Below are 21,339 nucleotides of genomic sequence, written 5' to 3'. Positions count from 1 at the left end.
GGTGCCGCAGCAGCGGGGGGGGGGGGGTGTGGGGGGGGGGTCGCCCCCCCCCCCCCCCCCCCCCCCCCCCCCGGCACGTCATCGCGCGAACCCCCGCGCGTTCGGTCGAGGGGTCCGGTCGAGCGTCTCTACAGAATCGCGAGCACGGTGCCGTCCGCCGCGTAGACCTTGACGGGAGCGGTGAACGGGGGGTCCCACTTCGACTGCGGGAGGGGCACCACGGGGCCGTCGACATAGAACGCGGACCAGCCCGGGGAGCCCGCGAGGGTCAGCAGCTTCGCCTCCAGCGTCCGGCCCGCCACCTCCACGGTCACGCGGGCGACCACGCCGTTGCCTCGGTATGCACCGGTGTACAGGTTGGATCCCCGACCCTCGTACGCGCGGATGTCGACGGTGCCGACCGGGAAGCCCCTGAAGAGGACGGCCTTGCCGAACTGTGCGCCATGCTGGGCCGCGTTCTGGACGAAGTGATAGCCCTCCGTGGTGAGCCACGTGGAGTTGCCGCCGCCGACGTCGATCCGCTCCTCGGGCTCGACCACGCGCGCCGGCGAGGACGCGAGGGGAGCGGCGGGCGCGGCGGGCGCGGCGGCGACTCGGTTCGGCTGCGGATCGGCCGGATCGGCCGGGGTGTCGTCGCCGGACGCGAACGCCACGCCGCCCAAGGCGACCACGGCCGCCGCGCCGAGAGCGGCGACGAGCATGCGGGTGCGGCTTCGCCGCGTGGTCGAGGTCATCGTCATCAGAAGGCTCCGATTGTCGTGCCGAGCAGGTGACTTGGGCCGGATCGTCGACCCGGCCACCCCTCCTGACGGGACGATCCCGGAAATCGTTGCTCGGTCGAGGACGGATCTTTTCGCGCCCCCAGTCGTGGTGCCGCACCGCCGCACCGCCGCACCGACGCGCGCCATCCCTAGGACCGGCGAGACCGGACCTCCGCCCGCGCCGAGGACTCAGCTCACATCCGCCCGGCGGTGGTGGTGGATCTCGGTCGGCGCCGCGGGTGTGACGTGCGCGCCCGCGCCGTGGCGCAGCAGCCAGGCGGTGGCCTCGTCGCTCGGTAGCGCCTTGGACATCAGCCAGCCCTGGGCCGCGTCGCAGCCCAGTTCGCGCAGGCGCTGGTAGGTGGCCTCGTCCTCGACACCCTCGGCGACCACGCGCAAACCCAGTGAGTGGGCGAGTTGCACGATCGAGCAGACGATCGCGGCGTCCTCCTCGTTCATGGTCAGGCGGGCCACGAACGACCGGTCGATCTTGATCTCGCTCACCGGGATGTGCCTCAGGTGCACGAGTGAGGAGTAGCCGGTGCCGAAGTCGTCCAGAGACAGCCGCACGCCCAACCGGCGCAGCGCGTCCAGCGATTCGGCGGCCCGCTGCGGTTCCTCCAGGAGCACCCGTTCGGTGATCTCCAACTGCAACGCGCCCGCCGCCACCCCGTGTTCGTGCAGCCCGGCCGCCACCGAGTCGGCGAACGAGGGCACATGGATGTCGCGCGCGGAGATGTTCACCGCGACCGGGACGTCGATGCCCTCCGCGTGCCAACGCGCCACCTGGTCCAGCGCGACGTCCACCACGTAGCGGGTGAGTCGGGGCATCAGCCCGGTCTGTTCGGCCAGTAGTACGAACTCCTCGGGCGAGACCTGACCCCGGGTCGGATGCCGCCAGCGCACCAGCGCCTCGCAGCCGTCCACCCGACCGTCGGCCAGCCGAATCTTCGGCTGGTAATGCAACTCGACCTCGTGGTTGTCCAGGGCCCGCCGCAGATCACCGAGCAGCAGCAGTTTGTCCCGGGTGTTCACGTCGCGCGAGTCGTCGTACAACTCCACGCCGCTGCGCGAGCGCTTGGCCAAGTACATCGCCACGTCGGCGAATTGCAGCAGCCCCAGCACGTCGGAGGCGTGATCCGGGAAGATCGCGACCCCGACACTGGCCTCGACGTCCAGCGTCAACTCGTCCAGGTCGAACGGCTCGCCGAGGCGATCGACGATGCGATGGGCGAGCCCGAGGACCACCTCCTGCGCGGTCTGCCGATCCGCGCCCATGTCCAACCCCGGGAGGAGCAGGGCGAATTCGTCACCGCCGAGGCGCGCCACCGTGTCCCCGGGGCGGACCAGCGTCTCCAGGCGCGCGCCGACCTGCTGCAACAGCCGGTCGCCGGCGACGTGTCCGAGCGTGTCGTTGACCTCGTGGAAGCGGTGCAGGTCGAGCAGGAGCAGGGCGACCCGGCCACCTCGGCCGCCGGCCCGGCCCAGCGCCTCCTCGCCGCGCTCCAGCAACAACCGCCGGTTCGGCAGGCCGGTGAGCGCGTCGTGCCGCGACTCCTGCTCACGGTCGAAACGCACCATCGTGCTGCGGTAGAGGGTGTGCAGCGGGACCACGAACAGCGGCAGCAGCCAGGGCTGTTCCGCGGCCACGACGGCGATCAGCGGGGACAGGCCGATCAATGCTCCGTGCGAGACCACCCGTTGCCGCAACTCGGCGCGCACGAGCGTGAACACACTCGTCCCGCGCCAACTCGCCCGGGCCATCCACCCGGACATCTGCGACACGGCCGCCATCGCGAGCCCGGCCAGCGCGACCACGGGGAAGTCCACCACGCTCAGCCCGCGTGCCTCGTCCGGACCCGGCTCGATGCCGAACAACCCGAGCACCACGTCGGCGGCGATGAAGGCGAGTACGTAGTGGCCCATCGTGTAGCCCACCCGCCACCACGAATCGCCTCTGAGCAGGCCGGAGACCAGGACCGGAACGGCCTGCCACAGCGCGGCGACCTGCCACCCGTGCACGAGCAGCAGGCCGAACGTGATGGCGATCGACGGCATGGCGCCGGGGATGTACAACCCCCGGCGCGTGAGCGCCGTGTACACGCCGTCGATCGACACCAACGCGAGCATGATCCACACGCCGGGTGTCAGCGGGACCGGACAGTGACCGTCTGCCAGAGCGATCGTGGGTGGTACGACGAGTGCGAACACGCCGACCAGTGCGACCAACCCGGTGTGGATGAAGAACGCGCGTGGTCGCGCCAGTCGCGACAGGTCCGTCCTGCCGATCCGACCCATGCGCCTGCTCCCTGCGGCCTCGTCGGGCGGCATCCCGGGCGCCGGGACGGGTACGCCTGTGGGGCACCGAGCCCGCCGGGTGGGCAAGCTCCCGCCCAGGGTAGGTCGTTCCGGCATCGCTAGGGAGGGTTATCAGCCGGCACGCTCGGCCGCCCACGCACGGGCCGCTTCGGGCCCGTCGGCAAGGAGCACCGCGAAGCCCTCGTCGTCGAGGATCGGCAGCCCCAGTTGCACGGCCTTGTCGTATTTGGAGCCGGGATTGTCGCCGACAACCACGAAGTCGGTCTTCTTCGAGACCGAACCCGTCACCTTGGCGCCGAGCTGTTCCAGGGCCTCCTTGGAGCTGTCCCGGGTGAATCCGACAAGCGTTCCGGTGACGACCGTCACAATTCCGTCAAGCGGGCCGGGAGCCTTCTCCTCGTCCGAACCCTCCTCGGCGAGTCGTACGCCGGCGGCGCGCCACTTCTCGATGATCTCGCGGTGCCACTCCTCGGCGAACCACTCGGTGACCGCCTTGGCGATGATCGGGCCGACACCGTCGACCGCCGCGATCTCCTCCTCGGAGGCCGCCGCGAGCCGATCGAGGTCGTGGAAGCCGCTGGTGATGGCCCGGGCGGTGGTGTCGCTGACGTGTCGGATGGACAGTGCCGTCAGGATGCGCCACAGCGGCTGGGTCTTGGCCTTCTCCAGACCCTCGAGCAGCGTGGCGACGGTCTGCTTGGGTTCGCCCTTCTGGTTGGCGAAGAAGGTCACGACCTTCGGCTCGCCGGTCTTCTCGTCGATCTTGGGCATGCCGGTCCGTTGTTCGCGGACGACCACCTTGATCGGCAACAACTGCTCCACCGTCAGCGAGAACAGATCGCCCTCGTTCACCACGGGCGGTACGGCCGGCTCCAACGGTTGGGTCAGCGCGGTCGCCGCGACGTAGCCCATGCCGTCGATGTCGAGCGCCTTGCGGCCGGCGAGATAGAACAGGCGCTCACGCAACTGCGCCGGGCACGAACGAGCGTTCGGGCAACGTACGTCGATGTCGCCCTCCTTCATCGCTCGCAACGCGGTGCCGCACTCCGGACATTCGGTCGGCATCACGAACTCGCGGGCGTCCGCGGGGCGCAGGTCGGCGACCGGGCCGAGGATCTCCGGGATCACGTCACCCGCCTTGCGCAGCACCACGGTGTCGCCGATCCAGACGCCCTTGGCCTTGACCACGTTCTGGTTGTGCAGCGTCGCGTACGCCACCACCGATCCCGCCACCGCCACCGGCTCCATCACCGCGTACGGCGTCACCCGGCCCGTGCGGCCGACGCCCACCTCGATGTCGAGCAGCTTGGTGTTGACCTCCTGGGGCGGGTACTTGAACGCGATCGCCCACCGGGGAGCCTTCGACGTCGCGCCGAGCCGGCCCTGGATCGGGATCTCGTCGACCTTGATCACGATGCCGTCGATCTCGTGCTCGACCGAGTTGCGGTGCTCGCCGAAGTAGCGGACGAACTCCTTCACTTCCTCGATCGTGTCGACCACCTTGTTGTGCTGCGCGGTCGGCAGCCCCCACGCGTGCAGGCGCTCGTACGCGTGCGACTGACAGTCGATGTCGAAGCCCCGACGGGCGCCGATGCCGTGCACGATCATGTGCAGCGGGCGGGACGCGGTCACCCGGGGGTCCTTCTGCCGCAACGATCCGGCAGCGGCGTTGCGCGGGTTGGCGAACGGCTTCTCGCCGGCCTCGACCAGGCGCGCGTTCAGCTCGTCGAACTTCTCGATCGGGAAGAACACCTCGCCCCGGATCTCGACCAACTCGGGTACGTCGTGGCCGCCGTCGTCGCGCAACCTCGTCGGGATCTCGGCGATCGTGCGGATGTTCGGTGTGACGTCCTCACCGGTGCGGCCGTCGCCGCGCGTCAGCGCGCGCACCAGCCGACCGTTCTCATACAGGAGGTTGATCGCCAACCCGTCGATCTTCAGCTCGCACAGATAGTGGAACGACCCCGTCCCCAACTCGCGGGTGAGCCGGTCGTCCCACTCGTCGAGCTCGTCCTCGTTCATCGCGTTGTCGAGGCTGAGCAGGCGTTCCAGGTGGTCCACCGAGGTGAAGTCGGTCGAGTACGTGCCGCCCACCTTCTGGGTCGGCGAATCCGGCGTGCGCAGCGCCGGATACTCCTCCTCGATCGCCTCCAGCTCCCGCATCAGCGCGTCGAACTCGCCGTCGCTGACCACCGGCGCGTCCTTCACGTAGTAGCGGAAGCGGTGCTCCTCCAGCTCACGGGCGAGGGTCGCGGCGCGTTCGCGCACCTCGGCCGGGATCTCGTCCACTCCGGTCGTCGCACCAGCCACGTCGTCGCCCTCCAGCGCCACCAGTTCGAATGAGGTTCGTGGCGTCCCGCGGGCGGTCGCCGAGGCGCGCCGCCGCGTTTCGCTACATGGCGCCTTCGGGGTCGTCCCGAAGCACCCGGCCGGCAGCCACGCTGTGGGACAGAGCGGCCCGGGCGTACGCCGGAGAGGCACCGGCGAGGCCACACGTGGGGGTCACCACGACGGCTTCGGCCAGGGACTCCGGCGGGAAACCGAGCCTGTTCCACAACGTTCCGACAGACCTGACGGTACCGGGCGGGTCGGACAGTGGACGCGCTCCCACACCGGGCTTGACCTCGGACGCGTCGCTCTCCGGAGGCAGACTCGGCACCACGCCGGCGAAGAGCCGGAAGCCGGCCTCGACCGCCTCGCCGATCGATTCGTCCTGGGACCGCCGAAGCAGCGAGACGTCGAGCGAGACGCCCGCCGCGCCGGCCTGGCGCAGCAGCGTGATCGGCGTGCCGGGCGCGCAGCAGTGCACGATCGTCGGCACACCCGCGCCCGCGATCACGTCCCGCAGCGTGTCGCGGACCACCGCCTTGTCCACGGCGCGCAGCCGGCCGAAGCCGCTCGCGGTCGGCACGTCGCCGGCGATCACGCCGGGCAGCGCGGGCTCGTCCAGTTGCAGCACCAGGTCGGCGCCGGGGATCCGCCGGGCCACCTCCGACACGTGCAGCCGGATGCCCTCGGTGAGTGACACGGCCAGGTCCCGGCACGCCCCCGGATCGGCCAACGCCTTGTCGCCGTAGGTCAGTTCGATCGTGGCGGCGAGCGTCCACGGGCCCGCGACCTGGAGCTTGAGCGGGCCGGTCCAGCCCTGGGTGAACTCCTCCAGGGCGTCCAGGTCCTGGCCCAGGTACGAGCGGGCCCGGCGGTGGTCGCGCCCGGGGCGGTCCACGAAGCGCCACCCGGAGGGCTGTACGTCGGTGTAGAGGTCGACCAGCATCCCGGCCGAGCGGCCGGTCAGGTCGGCGCCCGGACCGCGAGCGGGCAGCTCGGGCAGGTGCGGCAGGTCGGTCAGCAGACCGAGCACCATCTTGACGGTCTCGCGGATGTCCTCGCCGGGCATGGAACCGACCCCGGTGGCGCTGCCGGGTGGCCGGGGAGAAGTACGTTCTGGGGTGTCCACGCCCGGAAGCTTAGTTCGAGGCGGCTCGTGTGCCGCCGGCCGGCGCGGCGGTGTCCGGTGTGGTGTCCGGCGCGCCGGGTCGGGCCGGTGCGTCGGCGGCCGAGCGCAGCGGGACCTCGCGGACGAACCAGGACAAGGCGAACGCGAGCGCGGACAGGATCGCCAGTCCGATCGCCACGCCGTGCAGACCGCCGGTGACCGCCGTGTGGAAGGCGTCCCGCGTGGCGGCGGGCAACTCGCGCAACGCGGCGGGGGTCGGGTCGCCTCCGTCGGCGTGCTCCGGTCCCAGGCCGGCCTCGAAGCGGTGCGCGTACACCGCGCCGAGCAGCGCGACGCCGAGCGAGCCGCCGATCGTCCGGGCGAGCGTCGCGGTACCGCTCGCCGCGCCCAGGTCGCGCGGGTCGGCGCTGTTCATGGTGATCAGGATCGTGCTCTGCATCACGAAGCCCACGCCCACCCCGATCACCAGGGTCAGCGCCGAGGCCACGGCCGTGTTTGTGTGCACGCCCAGACCGAGCAGCACGAGCGCGCCGACGGTCATCACCGCACCGCCCAGGATCGGGTACACCCGGTAGCGACCGGTGCGGCTGATCAGTCGGCCGCTGGTGATCTGTACGCCGAGCATGCCGAACATCAGCGGCAGGAGCAGCAGCCCGCCCGCCGTGGGCGAGGCGCCTCGGACGAACTGCATGTACTGCGGGAGGTAGTTGCTCGCGGCCATCATCACCGCCCCGACCAGGAAGCCGAGCACCTGTGCGACGGCGAAGTTGCGATCGGCGAACAGCCGGGGCGGGATGATCGGTTCGGCCGCGCGGCGCTCGACCGGGACGAAGGCGGCCAGCGTGACGACGGTGAGCGCGGCCAGGCCGAGGATCTGCGGCGAGGTCCACGCGTACGTGGTGCCCGCCCAGCCGGCCAGCAGGGTCAGCGCGACGATCCCGATGGTCAGCAGCGCGGCGCCGGCGTAGTCGATCCGGGCCCTGATCCGCACGGTGTCGAGCCGGATGCCGAAGCCGACGATGGCGAGCGCGAGCAGTCCGATCGGCACGTTGACGTAGAACGCCCAGCGCCAATCCAGGTGATCGGTGAGGAAACCGCCCAGCAGCGGCCCGCCGATCAGCGCGATCGGCATGATCGCGCCGAACAGCGCCTGCACCCGGCCGCTGTCGCGCGGCGGTACGAGCACGCCGATCAGCGCGAACGCGCCGACCATCAGTCCGCCCGCGCCCAGTCCCTGGACGGCGCGGAAGGCGATCAACTCGTTCATGTCCCGGGCCATCCCGGAGAGCATCGAGCCGACCAGGAACACGCCGATCGAGGCCGTGAACACGCCCTTGCGACCGTAGAGGTCGCCGAGCTTGCCCCAGATCGGTGTGGTCGCGGCGGCGGCGAGCAGGTAGGCGGTCACCACCCAGGACAGCCGGTCCAAGCCGCCGAGGTCGCCGACGATGGTGGGCAGCGCGGTGCCCACGATGGTGCCGTCGAGCATGCCCAGGAACATGCCGAGGACCAGGCCGACGACGCCGAACGGGATTTTGCCGGGTGGGGTCTCGGATTCGTGTGACATGGCGCTTCCCTCGTGGCGGGTGGTCGGGTTCGAAGGCGTCGTCGGGTTCGGGGAGGGTCGTCGGGCTCGAAGGCCGTGGAGGAGTCAGGCCGCGTACGGGCGGACGGCCTTGGCGTCGCGCAGGGTGTGCGCCCACCACACGAGTTGGTCGAGCATGGTCTTCGCGGCGGCGTCCGAGGCCGGGTCGACGGCCTTGCCGTCGGCGTCGAACTTGTCCCAGTGGCCGTGGAAGCTGACCGTGTCCCGCACGGTGACCGCGTGCAACTCGGCCAGCACGACCCGAAGCTGCTCGACCGCGCGCAGGCCGCCGGAGACCCCGCCGTAGGACACGAAGCCGACCGGCTTGGCGTGCCACTCCCGGTTGTGCCAGTCGATCGCGTTCTTCAGCGCGGCCGGGAAGCTGTGGTTGTACTCCGGCGTGACGATCACGAACGCGTCGGCGGCGGCCAGCCGGGGCGAAACCTCGGCGAGCAACTCGGCGGTGCCGGGTGCCGGCGGCTGCCCGAAGGCCGGGAACACGGTGGGCAGCGGGGTCTCGATCAGGTCGACGACGTCCACGGTCAGATCGTCGCGACCGGCGGCGTGGGCGCGGGTCCACTCGGCCACGATGGGCGCGAAACGGCCGTCCCGGGTGCTGCCGACGATGACCGCGAGGCGCAGGGGGGTGGTGGCGGGCATGCCGGCTCCTTGATGTTGTGTGTACAGCGTATCTGTTGAAATACAACGTACACATGAGGGTGTACGACGTCCACTCTTGATACGTTGTACGCACAGCGGCAGTGCATCCGCGGCATCCGCCGTATCGCCGCGTCCACGCACTTCGGGAGGACCGCGCTCATGGCCGGGCAGAAGAAGAAGGCGGCACCGGCCGAAGCGGGGCCGGAGGCAGGGTCGGACACGGCGTCGGACGCGGGCGGCGAACCCCGGGTCTCGCTGTGGGAACGGCTGGAGAACCCGAGTCCCGCGCCGCGCACCGTGCTCACCCCGGCGCGGATCGCCGAGGTCGCGGTCGGGATCGCCGACGCCGAGGGCATCGACGCGGTGACGATGCGGCGACTGGCGACCGAACTGGGCGTCGCGCCGATGGCGGCCTATCGGTACGTGTCGGGCAAGGACGACCTGTTGGAGCTGATGGTCGACCGGGTCTACGGCGAACTGCCCGCGCCCGAGACCGGCGCGGGCTGGCGGGCGACGCTGCGGACGCTCGCGACGAACACCCGCGACATCGTCCTGCGGCATCCGTGGCTGGTGCTGTTGCCGTCGGCGCGCGCGGCGATCTCGCTCACCCCGAACCGGCTGGCGGTGGTCGAGTGGGGGATGGCCGCACTGGCCGAACTCGACCTTCCGCCGGACGAGTTGATGGTCGCGGTGGACACGGTCGGTGCGTTCGTTCAGGGCCGCACCGCCTCCGAGGTGGCCACCCGGCGGCTGATGGAGGTGCGGGGCGCGGCCGACGGCCACGCACTGCGAACGCAGCTCGCCCCGGAGATGACCTACCTGATGAGCACGGGCCGCTACCCCACCTTCCACGCGTACCTCGGGGCCGCCCGGCGCAAGGACGATCCGCGCTGGCAATTCGAAACCGCCCTCGACTGCATCCTCGACGGCCTCGCCACCCGCCTGGGCATCTGACCTCGCGAGACGGGTTCGTCATGTACTGCATGTACATCTGATACATTCGTGACATGAGTGAGCCCGTGATTGCCTCCATGGCCGAGGTCCGCAGCCACCTCGCGGACGTCCTCGATCGCGCTCGGCGGGACGAGACGCCGACGATCATCACGCGACGGGGGAGGGAGGAGGCCATCGTGATCGATATCCACGAGTACCAACGCCTGCGGCAGCTCGCGGACCGAGTCGAGGACTCCTGGCTCAACACGCTGGCGGACGAGTCGGAATCCGAGGGCGTCGAAGGGTCGGTTTCCCTCGAGGAGATGGCCGCCCTGCTCCGGGCCCAACAGGGCTGATTCCGCATGGGTTACGTCACGCGGTTCACCCCGCATGCCCAGCGGGATCTGCTCAAGATTCCCCGTCCCGACGCCGTGCGGATCCTCCATCGCCTGACGGAACTGCAGAGGGCGATGGACGAGGGGGACACCGCTGCCTTCGACATCAAAGCCCTACAGGGGCACAGTTCGCGATGGCGTCTCCGCGTCGGGGACTACCGGGTCGTGTACACCGTCGAACATGGCCAACTGATCGTATGGGTAATGGTCGTCGGCAATCGCCGCGACGTCTACCGCGGCCGGTAGGGCGGCCCGAAGCCGCGTCACGGCCCGTGGTGGCGACAACCGGCTCAGGCGACCTCGCGAGGCGCCAGCCGGAGTGCGTCCACCGCCATCCTGGCGGCCGTTCCGATCACCGCGTCGGCGGCCGGGAGTGCCGCGGACGTGTCGGCGGACCGGGTGCAGATCGCGATCGCGTACCGGCCGCCGTCCGGATACTCGACCACCCCCGCCTCGTGCCGCAGCGTGGGCAACGTCCCGGTCTTCCCGGACACCCGCACGTCGTCGAACGGGAAGCCGGACGCCATCCGATGCGACCACGCCTGAAGGCCGAGCACCCGTCGCAGCCCCACCCCGTATTCGCCGGTACACGCCTCGTCCCGCCAGATCGCGCCCAGCAACCGGGTCAGGTCACGCGGCGTACCCCGGTTGGACCGGCTCGGGTCCAGCGCCCGCAGCCGGGCCACCACGGTCGGGTCGACCAGCGCGGCCGGGCCGCCCGGCCCCGCGTCCGCCCGCAGACCGGCGTACATCTCGCGCAGGGGCTCGATCGCCACCGTGCGGGTCAGGCCCAGTTCGAGCATCGTCGCGTTGACCGTGTCCAGGCCCAGGGTGTCCCACAGCGCGTCGGCCGCCGCGTTGTCGCTCACCGCGACCGCGAGCGACGCGAGGTCGCGCAGCGACATGGTGACCGGGTCCAGCATCGCGGCCACGCCGGTACCGCCCGGACTGCGCGCCGCGCCCGCGGGCAGCTCGATCCGCTCGGTCAGCTCGACCCGACCGGCCGCCGCCTCCCGGAACAGCGTGGTGACCAGACACAGCTTGTGCAGGCTCGCCGTGCTGTACAGCGTGTCCGCGCCCAGATCGACTTCGGCGCCGGTGTCGATGTCGACCGCGTGCAGCACACCGCTCACCCCCGCGTCGGCGAACGCGTCGGCGATCCGAGCCCGCGCGGCACGCCGTCGGCCACCGTGCGAGCCGTGCGAGCCAGGCGCGGATCCGGGCCGGGTCACAGCGGGAACTCCGAGGCCGGACGCGGAAAGAGCGGCCGCCCGGGATGTTCGGCCAGGACACCGGCATGCCGCCGCAGCGCCGCGTGCGCGGTCTCGGCGAACGCGCGTACGGCCGGCCCGTCGGTGCCCCGCGGCCACGCCGTCGAGGTCCGCCACGCGAGCGGCCCGCCCGCCAACGGGCGCCACACCGTGCCCGGCTCGGGCGCGGTCTGCGGGACCAGCGCCACCGCCGCGCCGGACAACACCAGGGCCCGGGCGAAGTCGCCGCCGGGCACGTCGTGCACGACCGCCGGCGTACACCCGTGTCGGGCACACGCGGTCAGCGTCTCGTCGTACAGCGCCGGGGCGAACTCTCGCGGGAACAGCACCAACTCACACCCCGTCAGGTCGGCGAGCGCGACCTCGGTCGGGGTCGCGAGCGGATCGTCGGCGGCCAACAGCACGCCGAGCGGTTGACGCAGCATCGGGCCCACCTCCAGGTCGGCCACCGCGCACGGATGCCGGACCACGCCGACGTCCAGGGTGCCGGCCGCCAACTCGCGCAACTGCCGGGTGGTGGTCAGCTCGCGCAACTCCAAAGCGCCGCCCGGCGAACGCTCTCGGAAGCCGGTCAGGATCGCCGCAACCGCCGCACCACCAAGATCGGGCGGGACCGCCGCGCGGATCGCACCGATGGTCCCACCGCGCAGCCCGGCCACCGCGGCACCGAGCCGGTCGGCGGCGCCGAGCAGCTCGCCCGCCTCGGCCAGCACGACCCGGCCCGCCGGGGTCAGCACGACGCCTCGGCTGTTCCGGTCGAACAGGCGCACGCCGAGTTCGCGCTCCAGCCGCTGGATCCGCTGGGACAACGATGGCTGAGCCATGCGCAGGCGCTCGGCGGCCCGGCCGACATGTCCTTCCTCCGCGACGGTCCGGAAGTACCGGAGATGTCGGAGCAGGTCCATGGCCGGCGATGATAGCCGTCCGACTATCGCTCCCGGCCCGATCACGATCCCGGAGCGGGCGGGCGACTCGCGCCCGAGGGCGGTACCGACCCGACCGGTGGGCGGCGCCGATCCGACGCCGAGCCGCTTCGGCCGACACAACGCGGGGCCCGCTCGGATCCGTCCCGAACGAGCCCTGCGTCGTGCGACCGGGCCCCGCGTCCTGCGCCGACGTCAGGTTCCGAAGGCCAACCCCACACTTCGACCTATCTCGCGCCGCTGGAGGTAGAAACAGGCCTTGTGCGGCTCCGCGCCGTGTTCGCCCGTGTATCCACCACGCAGCACCGGCCCGCCCTCCGCGGGAACCGGGAACATCCGTGACAGGGTGGGATCGGCCGCCACGAGGTCGTCGCGGTCGGCCAGGTTCACCCAGTTCTCCACGAACGCCGGCGGCTGCGCGGGCTGCGGTCGCACCCACGAGTCGACGACGGTGTTCGGGCCCAGCGGCGACCCGAGCGTGATCAACAGCGGCAGTGGTCTGCGCAGCCGGTGCGCGAGTTCGTAGGCGACCACCGCACCGAGCGAGTGCCCGATCACCACCTTGGTGTCGAAGCCGATCTCGGCGCCGACCCGATCCAGCACCCGATTGCGGGTCTGATCATCCGTCAGGTAGCGGGTGAGCTGGGTCAGCGCCTTGTTCACGAAGCCGCCGGCCGAGCCCGGGCCGTCGGCGGCGAACCAGCGCAGCCCGGCCAGTCCGCAAGTGGGGGAGAGCACGACGGTGCGCCCCGTCTCCCCCGGCCCGCCCTCCAGGCGGGCGATCTCCCGTGCCGCACGCTGTCGTTCCGGCGGGACCGAGCCGCGAACCGCGGCGCGATCCAGCCATTCGCGACCTATGCGCGCGGTCACCTCGTGCTGGATGTCCTCGTCGATCATCTCGCCCTGCGACGGGTGCCGGCGGAGCAGGTCACCATAGAACGCCATCCGCGCGTCGATTCCGCGACGGGTGTGGCGGTACTTCCACAGCCGGTCCGCGACCTCGGGAAACCCCGCTGCCTTCACTCCCCGGGCCAGACGTGGGACCCACTCCTCCTCGAGTGTGTGGGCCGACCTGTATTCCTGCGCGATCCCGTGTACCAGCACGATGGCGGCCATCGTGTCCCCTCCCAAGCCCCGAGTCCTTGACGAGCGCGCTCTCGGACGCCGGGCCCAAGAGTTGTGCGAAGGGCCGATCGACGCGGGGGGACGCAGACCGGAGAGTGGCTTCGCAAGGTTCTCTTACCCAGTCGGTAACGGAAGTTGGCATTTGAGTGAAGTTACTTCCGGGTTGTTCGACGAGATGTGCCATCCGGCCGGAATTATTCGCACCCGGGGTACCGCCGGCTCGGGGCCGGCGGGCGGGTCGCGAGGCGCCGGCGGGCCGCGCCGATGTCGGCCATCGGGCCAATAGACTGGCCTGCATCACACCCGTCAAACCGAAGGAACCCGCTGCATGCCTGGCATCACGCGCGAGGAGGTCGCCCACCTCGCCCGGCTGTCGCGGCTGGAGCTCGGGGCCGAGGAGCTTGATCACCTCGCCGCGCAGCTCGACGACATCATCGGCGCGGTCGCCCGCGTCGCCGAGGTCGCAGCCGACGACATCCCGCCGACCTCGCACCCGCTGCCGCTGACCAACGTCATGCGGCCGGACGTCATCCGCCCCGGGCTCACCGCCGAGGAGGCGCTGTCCGGTGCGCCGGCCGCCGAAGAGCAGCGTTTCCGGGTGCCCCGCATCCTGGGAGAGGAGTGACGGCCATGACCGAGACCATTCGCTGGACCGCGGCCGAGACCGCCTCCGCCATCGCCGACGGCAAGGTCACCGCCGTCGAGGTCGCCCAGGCCCACCTGGACCGCATCGAGGCCGTCGACGCCAAGGTGCACGCGTTCCTGCACGTGGACGCGGACGGCGCGCTCGCCGCCGCCAAGGCCGTCGACGACGCCCGAGCGCGCGGCGACAAGCTCGGCCCGCTGGCCGGTGTGCCGCTCGCGCTCAAGGACGTGTTCACCACCAAGGGCGTGCCGACCACCTGCGGGTCGAAGATGCTCGAGGGCTGGAAGCCGCCGTACGACGCGACGTTGACCCGCCGGCTCAAGGACGCGGGCGTGGTCATCCTCGGCAAGACCAACATGGACGAGTTCGCGATGGGCTCCTCCACCGAGAACTCCGCGTACGGCCCGACCGGCAACCCGTGGGATCCGACCCGGGTCCCGGGCGGCTCCGGGGGTGGCTCGGCCGCCGCCATCGCGTCCTTCCAGGCGCCGCTGGCGATCGGCACGGACACCGGCGGCTCGATCCGCCAGCCCGCCGCGCTCACCGGCACGGTCGGCGTCAAGCCCACCTACGGCGGCGTCTCCCGCTATGGCCTGGTGGCCTTCTCGTCCTCGCTCGACCAGGGCGGCCCGTGCGCGCGCACGGTGCTCGACGCCGCGCTGCTGCACGAGGCGATCGCCGGGCACGACCCGCTCGACTCGACCTCGATCGACGCGCCGGTGCCGAACGTGGTCGAGGCCGCGCGCAGCGGCAGCGTCCGCGGCCTGCGGATCGGCGTGGTCAAGGAGTTCGGCGGCGAGGGCTATCAGGCGGGCGTGCTGGCGCGCTTCGCCGACGCGGTCGAGCTGCTGCGCGAACTCGGCGCGGAGATCGTCGAGATCTCCTGCCCGAACTTCACCTACGCGATGCCCGCGTACTACCTGATCGCGCCCTCCGAGGCGTCGTCCAACCTGGCCCGCTTCGACGCGATGCGCTACGGGCTGCGGGTCGGCGACGACGGCGAACACTCGGCCGAGGAGGTCATGTCGCTGACCCGCGAGGCCGGCTTCGGCGCCGAGGTCAAGCGCCGGATCATGCTCGGTACGTACGCGCTGTCGTCCGGTTACTACGACGCCTACTACGGCCAGGCACAAAAGGTCCGCACGCTCATCACGCGTGACTTCGAGGCCGCGTTCGGGCAGGTGGACGTGCTGATCTCGCCGACCACGCCGACCACCGCGTTCCCGATCGGCGAGCGTGCGGACGACCCGATGGCGATGTACCTCGCGGACCTGTGCACCATTCCGTCCAACCTCGCGGGCAACGCCGCGATGTCGCTGCCGTGCGGCCTCGCGGACGAGGACGGCCTGCCGGTCGGCCTCCAGATCATCGCGCCGGCCATGGCCGACGATCGGCTGTACCGGGTGGGCGCCGCCGTGGAGGCCGCCTACCTGTCCCGCTGGGGTGCCCCGCTGCTCGACCGCGCACCCGCGCTCTGACTTTCCGAGGAGTCGATATGGCCAAGAAGAAGAAAGCCCCCAAGAGCAACGTCGCCAAGGTCTTCAGCGTCGGCATGCAGCTCTTCGGCGCGATCGGCGTGCTCAAGCAGATCAAGGAGGCCCGCGGCAAGAACGACAAGCTGGAGCTGGCCGACGCGGTGATCAGCGCCGCCGCCGTGGTCACCGGCTTCGCGCTGCTGATCCGCGCGATGCGCGAGGTCGAGGAAGAGCTGACGGAGGCCGACGCCCTGTGAGTACCACCAGCCTGATGTCCTACGAGGACGCGCTGGAGACCTACGACCCGGTGATGGGCCTGGAGGTCCACGTCGAGCTGGGCACCGCGACCAAGATGTTCTGCGGCTGCTCGACCGAGTTCGGCGCGGAGCCCAACAGCCAGGTCTGTCCGACCTGTCTGGGCATGCCCGGCGCGCTGCCCGTGGTCAACGCGGTCGCGGTCGAGTCGGCGATCCGGATCGGCCTCGCGCTCAACTGCAACATCGCCGAGTGGTGCCGCTTCGCCCGGAAGAACTACTTCTATCCGGACATGCCGAAGAACTTCCAGACCTCGCAGTACGACGAGCCGATCGCGTTCGACGGGTACCTCGACGTCCAGGTCGAGGGCAAGACCTGGCGGGTGGAGATCGAGCGCGCGCACATGGAGGAGGACACCGGCAAGTCGCTGCACATGGGCGGCGCGACCGGTCGCATCCACGGCGCGGACTACTCGCTGCTCGACTACAACCGGTGCGGCATCCCGCTGATCGAGATCGTCACCAAGCCGATCGAGGGCGCGGGCGAACTGGCCCCGCTGGTGGCCAAGGCGTACGTGGCCGAGCTGCGCGAGCTGATCCGCGCGCTCGGGGTGTCCGAGGCCCGGATGGAACTCGGCCAGATGCGCTGCGACGCGAACCTGTCGCTGCGCCCGAAGGGCCGGGAGAAGTTCGGCACCCGCAGCGAGACCAAGAACGTCAACTCGCTGCGTTCGGTCGAGCGGGCCATCCGGTTCGAGATCCAGCGGCACGCCACGGTGCTCACCGACGGCGGCACCATCGTGCAGGAGACCCGGCACTTCCACGAGGACGACGGCAGCACCACCGCCGGTCGGATCAAGGAAGAGGCCGAGGACTACCGGTACTTCCCGGAGCCCGACCTGGTGCCGGTGGCGCCCTCGCGCGAGTGGGTCGAGGAACTGCGCTGCACGCTGCCCGAGCTGCCGTCGCTGCGCCGCGCCCGGCTCCAGGCCGAGTGGGGCGTCAACGACTTCGAGATGCAGTCGATGGTCAACGCGGGTGTCCTGGACGTGATCCTGGCCACGATCGACGCCGGGGCCGACTCGGACGCGGCGCGCAAGTGGTGGCTGGGCGAGCTGTCCCGGCGGGCCAACGAGCGCGGCGTCGAGGTGGCCACGCTGCCGATCACGGCGGCCCAGGTCGCGCGGGTGGCCGCGCTGGTCAAGGGCGGCGAGCTGAACGACAAGCTGGCCCGCCAGGTGATCGACGGCGTGCTGGCCGGCGAGGGCGAGCCGGACGCGGTGGTCGAGGCGCGCGGGCTCAAGGTCGTCTCCGACGACTCGGCGCTCGGCGCGGCCGTGGACGAGGCGATCGCGGCCAACGCGGGCATCGCCGACAAGATCCGCGGGGGCAAGGTGCAGGCGGTCGGGGCCCTGGTCGGCGCGGTCATGAAGACCACGCGCGGGCAGGCCGACGCGGCTCGGGTACGGGAGCTGATCCTGGAGCGCCTGGGCGTGTCCTGACCCGTCGTGTTCGGCGGTTCGGCGGTTCGGCGGGTTCGGCGGGTTCGTTGTGTTCGACGTGTTCGTCGTTCGCCGTTCGCCGTTCTCCGTTTGTGTGTTCGTGGTTCGTCGAGGAGGGCCTTCGGTCGCGTTGCGATCGGGGGCCCTTCGGCGTGTGTGTCGTCGGGCGTGGGGGCGTGCCGGGGTGTCCGTAGGTACCGGGCGATGTTCGGCCGGGGTTCTCCCTAGGTCTGTTCGACCCCCTTATCGGGTTCTTCTCGGACGCCTTAGATCGGCCGTGGACGAGGTGAGCGACTCGGATGCGGCATCCGACCGATGCCCGAAGGCCCCCTGGGACGCGAGGCTCGTACCACGAGCCGGAGCGACCGGTTCGGTGACCAGGAGGTCGACACCATGTTGGAGTACGAACTGTTCCAGGCCCGTGAGCGCGAGCTGCGGGCGACCGCCGACCACGACCGGATGGTCCGTGAGGCGCTGAAGGCGGGTCGGCGTGCGGCCAAGGCCGCGCGGGTGGCCCGGCGCGAAGAGCGGCGAAGCGGCCAAGGTGCCGGCGGTCTCAGTTCCGATCGCGGCGTATTCGGGTGGAGCATCGGAAGCCTCCACCTGCACGCCCGGTGAGTACGTGACGCCGGACACGCCCACTGAAACCCCTTGGTTGACCTGCGCAAACGGGTTTCGCCGGGCGAGAAATCCCCGGCTGCGCACCGGCGGGACATGACATGCTCGGCACTGTGGCGAGTACTTCTGTTTCTCCCGTGTTCGTAGGCCGGTCAGTGGAAATGGCGCGGTTCCTCACGGCTTTGCGCGAAGCCGACGAGGGCACGCCGGGCGTCGTGCTCGTCGGGGGCGAGGCCGGCGTCGGCAAGACGCGCCTGCTCCAGGAGTTCCTGGAGCGTGCGGAGGCGCAGGGCGCGGTGACCACCGTCGGTGGTTGTCTGGAGTTGGGCGCGGAGAGTCTGCCGTTCGCGCCCATCTCCGCCGCGCTGCGCACGCTCTCCCGCCGGATCGGCCCCGAGTTGGCCGAGGCCGTGGCCGGCCGCGAGCGCGATCTCGCGTGGCTGCTGCCCGACCTCGCGCCGGGCACGATCGCGCGCGACGGCGAGTTCGACCGGGTCCGGCTGTTCGAGCTGATGCTCGGTCTGCTGGAGCGGCTCGGCGGCGACCGCACCCTCGTGATCGCGATCGAGGACCTGCACTGGGCCGACTCGTCCACGCGCGAACTGCTCGGCTTCCTGTTCCGGCTGCTGCGTACCGGCCGGATCCTGATCGTCGGGACGTATCGGGCCGACGCGGTCGGGCGGCGGCATCCGCTGCGGTCCTTCCTGGCCGAGTTGGACCGGGTGCACAACGTGGCCCGAATAGACCTGGCCCGGCTCACCCGCGCCCAGGTCGGCGACCAGTTGCGCGGCATCCTGCGCGAGGATCCGCCGCGCCGCCTGATTCGTCAGATCTTTCAGAAGTCCGAGGGGAACGCGTTCTTCGTCGAGGAACTCGCCTGTTCCATTCGGGATGGGCAACTCACGGGTATTTCGGATACTTTGCGGGATTTGTTGCTGATTCGGATCGAGGAGCTGTCCGAGGACACCCAGAAGGTGATCCGACTGGCGGCGATCGGCGGGGTCACCGTCGGCCACCGGCTGCTCACCGAGGTGTCCTGGCTCGACCCGGACCGCTTGGAGGAGGCACTGCGCACGGCGGTGTCGGCACACGTACTGGTACCCATCGGGGACGAGTTCCAGTTCCGGCACGCGCTGGTGCGCACCGCGATTCGCGAGGACCTGATGCCGGGGGAGCGGGTCCGGCTGTACGCGACCTTCGCCGAGGCGCTGGAGCGCTGTCCGGACCTGGTGGCCGCCGACGAGTTGCGCGGTCGAATCGCCACGTACTGGTTCCACGCCGGCAAGGCGGTCAAGGCGCTGCCGGCGGTGCTCGCGGCGGCCGAGGCGGCGCGGGAGCGGTACGCCTTCGACGAGCGCACCCGGCTCCTGGAGCGCGCGCTGCTGTTGTGGGAACAGGTGCCCGACCCGGAGGAGCTGAGCGGTCGACGGCTGCTCGACATCTACATGGAGGCGGTCACCGCGGCCCGGCTGGGCAGCGAGCGCGAGTTGACCATCCACTTCTGCAAGCGCGCGATCGAGTTGGTGGACCCGGTCGCCGAGCCGGAGTTGGCCGCGTTCCTGTGGCGGGAGAAGGCCCAGGGCCTGCGCAACCTGTGCCGCTCGTCGGGCATGCCGGAGCTGCGCCGGGCCAAGGAGATCCTGGAGGGCCTGCCGCCGTCGATGGAGCAGGCCCGGGTGCTCGCGCACATCGCGCGGGACCGGATGCTCGACGGCGAGGGCGACGAGGCGATCGCCGAGGCGATGGTCGCGCTGGAGCGTGCGCGCACCGTGGCCAGCCCCGACATCGAGGCCGAGGCACGCAAGACCCTCGCGTGCGGTCTGGTGCAGATCGGCCGGATCGAGGAGGGCATGGCACAGCTCGAGCTGGCCGAGCAGGGCGCGATCAGCAGCCGCGAGCCGGACAGCCTGGTGCACATCCTGAGCAACAAGGCATCGCTGCTGGAGGGGTTGGGCCGGCATCGGGAGAGCGCGGTGGCCGCGCGGCGCGCGATGGAACTCGCCGCCGAGCGCGGGCTCACCCGCACCTCCGGCTCGTTCGCGCTGGGCAACCTCGCCGAGTCGCTGCTCTCGGCCGGCGACTGGGCCGACCTGGAGACGCTGGTGGAGAAGACCCTCGACCTCGACCCCGGGCCGCAGACCACCCGCCACCTCGAACTGCAACTGGTCGACCTGTGTCTGGCCCGGGGTGACGTACGGGGTGCGACTGCGCACCTGAAGCGGTCCCGACTGGCCGCGGGATCGCGCTACGTCGAGGCGCAGTACGGGATCCCGCTGGCGCGGGCCGAGATCCGGGTGGCCGAGGCCCAGGGGCGACTGGACGAGTCCCGCGAGGCGCTGGTGGCGGCACTGGAGGGGGTCGGCTGTCCGCCGGGCCACCAGCGGTACATGTGGCAACTGCTCGCCGACGCGGCCGGGAACGAGGCGGACGCGCGCACCTCGACCGTGCGCCCTCGCGAATCCGAGCTCAGGACCCGCCAGGACATCGCCGACCGGATCGCGGCGATGGCGGATTCGCTCGCGGTCGACTGCGTGCTCGACGCGGCGTACGCGGGGCTGGTCAAGGCCGAACTGGCCCGCGCGGCGGGCACCGACGACGCCGAGCAGTGGGGCCGGGTGGTGTGCTCCTGGGAGCTGACCGAGCAGCCCTATCGCACGGCCTGGGCGCAATTCCGGCACGCCGAGGCGCTGCTCGCCGCCGGCGACCGCGACGCCGCGGCGACGCCGCTGGCCACCGCCGCCGAGGTGGCCGTCCGCCTGGACGCCAAGGCCCTGCGCGAGGTCATCGACCTGCTCACTCGCCGCGCCCGGATGGCCCCGAGCCCCCAGGGCGACCCCGGCACCCCGCTGCCGACCCTCACCCCACGCGAGATCGACGTCCTGCGACTGGTCGCCGACGGCCGCAGCAACCGCCAGATCGCCGAAGAGCTCTACATCAGCGTCAAGACAGCCAGCGTCCACGTCTCCAACATCCTCGCCAAGCTCGAGGTCACCGGCCGGGGGGAAGCGGCAGCGGTGGCACATCGGCTGCATTTGGTGGACGGGTGAATTCGTGGGGGTGGGGGTGGGGTGGGGCGGCGTTGCCGTCGGCGGGGGAGACGGGGTGGGCTCGGCGGGGGAGACGGGGTGGGCTCGGCACGGCACACGGGGCGGGCTCGGCACGGCTGGGGTGCGGGGGTCGTGGGGTGGGTTGGTGGGTGTGTGTGTGGGGGGGCGTGGGTGAGGCCGGGTCGGGGTGCGGGGGTCGCGGGGGCGGGCGTGGTGGGCTGGGCAGAGTCGTGTTCCGCGGCGTTGCTGTTTGTTGGGCGACTTCGTCGCCGGCTCGGGGGGGGGGGGGGGGGGGGGGGGGGGGGGTGGGGGTGTTTTTTGCCCCCGCCCCCCCCCCCCTTCCCCCCCCCCCCCCTTCCCCCCCCCCC

18 protein-coding genes are annotated in these 21,339 nt (G+C 71.3%); 9 read left to right on the top strand and 9 right to left on the bottom strand.

The window, feature by feature from the left end; genetic code table 11:
• Nucleotides 1-128 precede the first annotated feature (128 nt).
• The 6 genes from ACZ4FV_RS47760 to ACZ4FV_RS47735 form a co-directional block, all read right to left on the bottom strand.
• Nucleotides 129-740, bottom strand: a complete 612-nt coding sequence (locus ACZ4FV_RS47760) for a hypothetical protein (RefSeq protein WP_465327414.1) — start codon at nucleotides 738-740, stop codon at nucleotides 129-131.
• Between the two features lie 210 nt (nucleotides 741-950).
• Nucleotides 951-3,059, bottom strand: a complete 2,109-nt coding sequence (locus ACZ4FV_RS47755) for a putative bifunctional diguanylate cyclase/phosphodiesterase (protein ID WP_465327412.1) — start codon at nucleotides 3,057-3,059, stop codon at nucleotides 951-953.
• A 132-nt stretch (nucleotides 3,060-3,191) separates the two neighbouring features.
• Nucleotides 3,192-5,390 (bottom strand): NAD-dependent DNA ligase LigA, encoded by a 2,199-nt coding sequence (ligA, locus tag ACZ4FV_RS47750; protein ID WP_465327410.1) that lies wholly within the window; start codon nucleotides 5,388-5,390, stop codon nucleotides 3,192-3,194.
• A gap of 82 nt (nucleotides 5,391-5,472) precedes the next feature.
• The gene (locus ACZ4FV_RS47745) at nucleotides 5,473-6,477 is read right to left on the bottom strand and encodes a methionine synthase (RefSeq protein WP_402230861.1); all 1,005 of its coding nucleotides are present in this window, start codon (nucleotides 6,475-6,477) and stop codon (nucleotides 5,473-5,475) included.
• Nucleotides 6,478-6,547: 70 nt separating this feature from the next.
• The gene (locus ACZ4FV_RS47740) at nucleotides 6,548-8,104 is read right to left on the bottom strand and encodes an MDR family MFS transporter (protein ID WP_465327409.1); all 1,557 of its coding nucleotides are present in this window, start codon (nucleotides 8,102-8,104) and stop codon (nucleotides 6,548-6,550) included.
• A gap of 84 nt (nucleotides 8,105-8,188) precedes the next feature.
• Nucleotides 8,189-8,782, bottom strand: coding sequence for an NADPH-dependent FMN reductase (locus ACZ4FV_RS47735; protein ID WP_395873404.1), 594 nt, complete (start codon nucleotides 8,780-8,782; stop codon nucleotides 8,189-8,191).
• 84 nt (nucleotides 8,783-8,866) lie between these two features.
• On the opposite strand from ACZ4FV_RS47735, the gene ACZ4FV_RS47730 reads away from it, so the two are divergent.
• Genes ACZ4FV_RS47730 through ACZ4FV_RS47720 form a run of 3 tightly spaced genes read left to right on the top strand, consistent with a single transcriptional unit; the run spans nucleotide 8,867 to nucleotide 10,356 of the window.
• Complete coding sequence (locus ACZ4FV_RS47730) at nucleotides 8,867-9,736, top strand: TetR/AcrR family transcriptional regulator (RefSeq protein ID WP_465327405.1); 870 nt, start codon at nucleotides 8,867-8,869, stop codon at nucleotides 9,734-9,736.
• 53 nt (nucleotides 9,737-9,789) lie between these two features.
• Entirely contained in the window at nucleotides 9,790-10,071 is a 282-nt protein-coding gene (locus ACZ4FV_RS47725) for a type II toxin-antitoxin system Phd/YefM family antitoxin (protein ID WP_395873402.1), read from the top strand.
• Between the two features lie 6 nt (nucleotides 10,072-10,077).
• Complete coding sequence (locus ACZ4FV_RS47720; RefSeq protein ID WP_395873401.1) at nucleotides 10,078-10,356, top strand: type II toxin-antitoxin system RelE/ParE family toxin; 279 nt, start codon at nucleotides 10,078-10,080, stop codon at nucleotides 10,354-10,356.
• 44 nt (nucleotides 10,357-10,400) lie between these two features.
• Here the strand turns inward: ACZ4FV_RS47720 and ACZ4FV_RS47715 are convergent, their stop codons facing one another.
• The 3 genes from ACZ4FV_RS47715 to ACZ4FV_RS47705 form a co-directional block, all read right to left on the bottom strand.
• Nucleotides 10,401-11,270: a serine hydrolase gene (locus ACZ4FV_RS47715; protein ID WP_395873465.1), complete on the bottom strand. Its 870-nt coding sequence runs from the start codon at nucleotides 11,268-11,270 to the stop codon at nucleotides 10,401-10,403.
• A gap of 68 nt (nucleotides 11,271-11,338) precedes the next feature.
• Nucleotides 11,339-12,286: a LysR family transcriptional regulator gene (locus ACZ4FV_RS47710; protein ID WP_465327399.1), complete on the bottom strand. Its 948-nt coding sequence runs from the start codon at nucleotides 12,284-12,286 to the stop codon at nucleotides 11,339-11,341.
• 213 nt (nucleotides 12,287-12,499) lie between these two features.
• Nucleotides 12,500-13,420, bottom strand: a complete 921-nt coding sequence (locus tag ACZ4FV_RS47705; protein ID WP_465327397.1) for an alpha/beta fold hydrolase — start codon at nucleotides 13,418-13,420, stop codon at nucleotides 12,500-12,502.
• A 337-nt stretch (nucleotides 13,421-13,757) separates the two neighbouring features.
• Here ACZ4FV_RS47705 and gatC point away from each other — a divergent pair, with 337 nt between their 5' ends.
• The 6 genes from gatC to ACZ4FV_RS47675 all read left to right on the top strand — a co-directional run bounded on the left by gatC (nucleotide 13,758) and on the right by ACZ4FV_RS47675 (nucleotide 20,971).
• Nucleotides 13,758-14,054 (top strand): Asp-tRNA(Asn)/Glu-tRNA(Gln) amidotransferase subunit GatC, encoded by a 297-nt coding sequence (gene gatC, locus ACZ4FV_RS47700; RefSeq protein ID WP_395873398.1) that lies wholly within the window; start codon nucleotides 13,758-13,760, stop codon nucleotides 14,052-14,054.
• Between the two features lie 5 nt (nucleotides 14,055-14,059).
• Nucleotides 14,060-15,553 (top strand): Asp-tRNA(Asn)/Glu-tRNA(Gln) amidotransferase subunit GatA, encoded by a 1,494-nt coding sequence (gatA, locus tag ACZ4FV_RS47695; RefSeq protein WP_395873397.1) that lies wholly within the window; start codon nucleotides 14,060-14,062, stop codon nucleotides 15,551-15,553.
• 17 nt (nucleotides 15,554-15,570) lie between these two features.
• Nucleotides 15,571-15,807 carry a hypothetical protein gene (locus tag ACZ4FV_RS47690; RefSeq protein ID WP_395873396.1) on the top strand — a complete coding sequence of 79 codons (237 nt, stop codon included), beginning with the start codon at nucleotides 15,571-15,573 and terminating at the stop codon, nucleotides 15,805-15,807.
• A 14-nt stretch (nucleotides 15,808-15,821) separates the two neighbouring features.
• Complete coding sequence (gene gatB, locus ACZ4FV_RS47685; protein WP_395873464.1) at nucleotides 15,822-17,306, top strand: Asp-tRNA(Asn)/Glu-tRNA(Gln) amidotransferase subunit GatB; 1,485 nt, start codon at nucleotides 15,822-15,824, stop codon at nucleotides 17,304-17,306.
• A 315-nt stretch (nucleotides 17,307-17,621) separates the two neighbouring features.
• Nucleotides 17,622-17,924: a hypothetical protein gene (locus ACZ4FV_RS47680; RefSeq protein WP_395873394.1), complete on the top strand. Its 303-nt coding sequence runs from the start codon at nucleotides 17,622-17,624 to the stop codon at nucleotides 17,922-17,924.
• A 101-nt stretch (nucleotides 17,925-18,025) separates the two neighbouring features.
• Complete coding sequence (locus ACZ4FV_RS47675) at nucleotides 18,026-20,971, top strand: helix-turn-helix transcriptional regulator (RefSeq protein WP_465327392.1); 2,946 nt, start codon at nucleotides 18,026-18,028, stop codon at nucleotides 20,969-20,971.
• The last annotated feature ends 368 nt before the right edge of the window (nucleotides 20,972-21,339 follow it).

This window comes from Embleya sp. NPDC025285, assembly GCF_055558835.1.
Note: the sequence above shows the minus strand (reverse complement) of the source record. Positions and strands in the feature narration are given on the sequence as shown.

Coding starts and splice junctions, on each gene's coding strand:
- ACZ4FV_RS47755 (WP_465327412.1), bottom strand. CDS start 3,059: ATGGGTCGGATCGGCAGGACGGACCTGTCGCGACTGGCGCGACCACGC.
- gatC (WP_395873398.1), top strand. CDS start 13,758: ATGCCTGGCATCACGCGCGAGGAGGTCGCCCACCTCGCCCGGCTGTCG.
- gatA (WP_395873397.1), top strand. CDS start 14,060: ATGACCGAGACCATTCGCTGGACCGCGGCCGAGACCGCCTCCGCCATC.
- ACZ4FV_RS47680 (WP_395873394.1), top strand. CDS start 17,622: ATGCCCGAAGGCCCCCTGGGACGCGAGGCTCGTACCACGAGCCGGAGC.
- ACZ4FV_RS47725 (WP_395873402.1), top strand. CDS start 9,790: ATGAGTGAGCCCGTGATTGCCTCCATGGCCGAGGTCCGCAGCCACCTC.
- ACZ4FV_RS47745 (WP_402230861.1), bottom strand. CDS start 6,477: ATGCCCGGCGAGGACATCCGCGAGACCGTCAAGATGGTGCTCGGTCTG.
- ACZ4FV_RS47675 (WP_465327392.1), top strand. CDS start 18,026: ATGCTCGGCACTGTGGCGAGTACTTCTGTTTCTCCCGTGTTCGTAGGC.
- ACZ4FV_RS47735 (WP_395873404.1), bottom strand. CDS start 8,782: ATGCCCGCCACCACCCCCCTGCGCCTCGCGGTCATCGTCGGCAGCACC.
- ACZ4FV_RS47760 (WP_465327414.1), bottom strand. CDS start 740: ATGACGATGACCTCGACCACGCGGCGAAGCCGCACCCGCATGCTCGTC.
- gatB (WP_395873464.1), top strand. CDS start 15,822: ATGTCCTACGAGGACGCGCTGGAGACCTACGACCCGGTGATGGGCCTG.
- ACZ4FV_RS47720 (WP_395873401.1), top strand. CDS start 10,078: ATGGGTTACGTCACGCGGTTCACCCCGCATGCCCAGCGGGATCTGCTC.
- ACZ4FV_RS47705 (WP_465327397.1), bottom strand. CDS start 13,420: ATGGCCGCCATCGTGCTGGTACACGGGATCGCGCAGGAATACAGGTCG.
- ACZ4FV_RS47690 (WP_395873396.1), top strand. CDS start 15,571: ATGGCCAAGAAGAAGAAAGCCCCCAAGAGCAACGTCGCCAAGGTCTTC.
- ACZ4FV_RS47740 (WP_465327409.1), bottom strand. CDS start 8,104: ATGTCACACGAATCCGAGACCCCACCCGGCAAAATCCCGTTCGGCGTC.
- ACZ4FV_RS47710 (WP_465327399.1), bottom strand. CDS start 12,286: ATGGACCTGCTCCGACATCTCCGGTACTTCCGGACCGTCGCGGAGGAA.